The organism is Streptomyces sp. NH27 (assembly GCF_056859195.1).
This window is the reverse complement of sequence record NZ_JACEGK010000713.1, coordinates 1-3089: the sequence shown is the minus strand read 5'-3', so window position 1 is coordinate 3089 and position 3089 is coordinate 1. Positions and strand designations below refer to the sequence as shown.

Sequence of the window (3089 nt, the reverse complement as noted above, 5' to 3'; positions counted from 1 at the left end):
GGGACGCCGAGTACGCCGCGGACCTCGACGACCTGGAACGGCTGGTCGAGTCGGTGGCCCGGCGCGCACCGGCCGCCACGGAATCCGCCCGCCCGAACCCCGATCCCGATCCCAACCCCGAGCACGCCCCGGACCACTCGCCGGCGGACAGCTGACCGCGGTTCCCAGGGGCGCCCGACAAAGTGCTGCGCGCCGCGACTTCCGCCTACGCGGTCAGTGCCGGTGCTCCGTGTGCGGGTGTCCAGGACCGCCGGGTCCGTCGGGTTCGGTCTCGGGCGCGCCGCCCATCATGCGCAGCATCCTGGCGCCACCGGTGCTGAAGAACCGCACCAGGAGGGCGGCGGTCAGGACGAGGAAGGCGATGTTGAGGAAGGTGGTGTAGTTCCATCTGACGCCCTGCATGGGAATCTTCGCGTCGGCCTGGTCGGGGATCAGGCCGAGGCCGCCGAAGAGGAGCTCGACGACGTATCCGGCGACGACCATGGACAGGTAGAAAGTGCCGAGGATGAACCGGGCCATGCGTGCGCCGTAGTACTTCCGGTAGATGTTCAGGATCGGCAGGATCAGCAGGTCGGCGAAGATGAACGCGACCACCCCGCCGAAGCTGATGCCGCCCTTCCACAGCACCACCGCCAACGGCACGTTGCCGATGGAGCAGACGAACGAGGCCACCGCGACGAGCGGACCGATCAGCGGGCCCCACAGCTTGGATGCCAGCGGGTGCCCGGAGAAGAAGAAGGTCCGCCAGAAGGAGTCCGGCACCCATGCCGCGATCGCGCCGGCGATGAGCAGGCCGACGACCAGGTCGCGCAGGATCGCCGCCCACTCCATGACGAAGACGTGGGCGGTGGCGGTCAGCCCCTCGCCGGACAGCAGCCTGCGGGCGAAGGAGCCCTCCGCGCGCACGGACATGTCCATCGCCGCGTGGCCCTCCATGGACCCGGCAACGCCGCGTTCGGCCTGCTCGCGCGCCTGGCGCAGCAGTCTGTCGCGCAGGAACAACCGGAACAGCACGGCGAGCAGGATGATCATGACGGGGCCACCGACGAACTCGGCCAGCGTGAACTGCCAGCCCATCAGCAGCGCCAGGATCACGCCGAGTTCGACGACGAGGTTGGTGGAGGCGATCTCGAAGGCCATCGTGGCGGTGAAGTCGGCTCCCTTGCGGAACAGCGAACGGGCCAGCGCCACCGCCGCGTAGGAGCAGGACGAGGAGGCGACGCCCAGGCCGGCGGCGACGGCGAGGGTGCCGGGGCGGTCGTCGCCGAGCAGCGCGATCACGGTGGACTTGCGGACGATCGCCTGGACCACGGCGGACAGGGCGAAGCCCAGGATCAGCGCCCAGGTGATCTCCCAGGTCATGGAGCCCGTGATGGACAGCGCGTGCAGTACGGCGTGCATGGACGGAACCTTCCGTGCTGAGGGCTCCCCGGCGGCCGGTCCGGGCCGGTGCGAGGTCGCAGTACGGCCCGGAGGCGAGGGCGGGGGCCGCCGCCTGGACGGCCCCCGCCTGTTCAGGCGACGTCGAGCGTCAGTGCGGCGGTGTGCAGGGTACCGGCGGTCTGGAACTGCAGGAACAACCGCCAGTTGCCGGCCGAGGGAAGTTCCGCGTGGAAGGACAGCGCCGGCCCGCCGTGGTCACCGTGGACCTCCTCGGTCGGGTGCAGGTGCGCGAACGCGCCATCGCCCTGGTGGAAGGCGGTCAGGTGGGCGTAGGAGTCCAGGTACGGCTGCAGGTCGGTGACGGGCTTGCCCGCCTTGGTGATCGTGACGGTGAGCTGGTGCTCCATCTTGGCCATCAGTTCGCCGGCCACGGTGACCGTGTACCCGTCGACCTGTACCGACGAGGCGGGCGCGGGCAAGGACGCCATGGTGGCCGGGCCGGGAACGGCGACAGTGCGGGACAGGACGAACGCCGTGCCTTCGCCCGGGCCGCTGCCGGGGGCGAAGGACGCGAACATCCGCCAGGTGCCCGGCTGCAGCCCGGCCAGGTCCGCGGTCCACGTGCCGTCGCCGGTCATGACCGGGTGCAGGTGCTGAAAGCCCGTCAGGTCCGAGCGGACGGCGTAGAAGTGCATGCGCTTGGTCTGGTCGACCGCGAAGTCGGTGACGGGCTTGCCGTCCGGACCGGTGACCGTGAACCGGTAGCGGCCCGGCTGTCCGGCCGGGAGTGTCCTGGTCGAACTGACCAGCTTGTAGCCGTCCATGGCGTCGGACAGGCCGTTGCCGCCGGCCATGTGGTCCATGCCGGGCATGGTCGGGCCGTCGTGGGCGGAGCCGACCGTCGAGGGCATCGAAGCGGTGGACGACGCCGTCGCGCCGGCCGGATCCGGCTTGGCAGAGGTGTCGTCGCCGGAGGAGCCGCACGCGCCGAGGGTCAGCGCGAGTACGGCGGTCACGCCGGCCACGGCGAGGGTGCGGTGGCGCGCGACGGGACGGGAGAAGGAAGGCATCGGAGAGGTTCTTTCCGGATGGGCGCGCCACGACGGGCGCGCGGAGCGAGCAGGACACGTCGCCGGAGGCCGGCACAACCGCCGTTCCGGCACGGCCTGGTCAGGTCCGCGCGACTCCCACCTGAACCAGGAGATCGCGCCCGCCCGGTGGCGGCGGCCCGCGCCGCCACCGCCGGCCGACCGGGGCCGCCCGGCCGACGAGCGCCGGGACGGCGGCCACCGCGACGGCGGTCGCGGGTGCGTTCACGGGCTGCGGGCCGCGCCCGCGGGCCGGGGTGGAGACGCACTGCGCCCCGTGCACCGCGACCGGCGCCCCCGCCCGCACGCCGTGTTCGCTCACACCGCCGGCTCGCGGCGTCATCGCGGGACCGGGCGCCATCATCGGATCGCCGCCGCGGCCGGTCATGCTGCCGAGCGCGGTCGCACCGCCGTGGCACCCTTCGGCGGCGGTGGCCGGGGCGCCGTGCATGAGGAACAGCCCGGCCAGAACGGCGCAGACCAGCAGGAGCCTGGCGATGCCTCGCCGACCAGCCGACACCACGCCTGCCACCGCCCGTTCCCTCCCACTCGACTTCCCGCGCGCCCCTGCCGCTCGCCCGCGTCCACCCCGACCGTAGACCCATACGGGGTATGGAG

At 72.4% G+C, this 3089-nt stretch carries 3 protein-coding genes; all 3 read right to left on the bottom strand.

All coding sequences use genetic code 11. The annotated features are described in order from the left end of the window. Positions 1-213: 213 nt before the first annotated feature. Positions 214-1401 (bottom strand): permease, encoded by a 1188-nt coding sequence (locus AC13HU_RS34820; protein WP_483045997.1) that lies wholly within the window; start codon positions 1399-1401, stop codon positions 214-216. A 113-nt stretch (positions 1402-1514) separates the two neighbouring features. Further along, positions 1515-2453, bottom strand: coding sequence for a hypothetical protein (locus AC13HU_RS34815; RefSeq protein ID WP_483045996.1), 939 nt, complete (start codon positions 2451-2453; stop codon positions 1515-1517). Positions 2454-2553: 100 nt separating this feature from the next. Next, a complete protein-coding gene (locus AC13HU_RS34810; RefSeq protein WP_483045995.1) occupies positions 2554-3003 on the bottom strand; it encodes a hypothetical protein in 450 nt (149 codons plus the stop codon). Positions 3004-3089 lie beyond the last annotated feature (86 nt).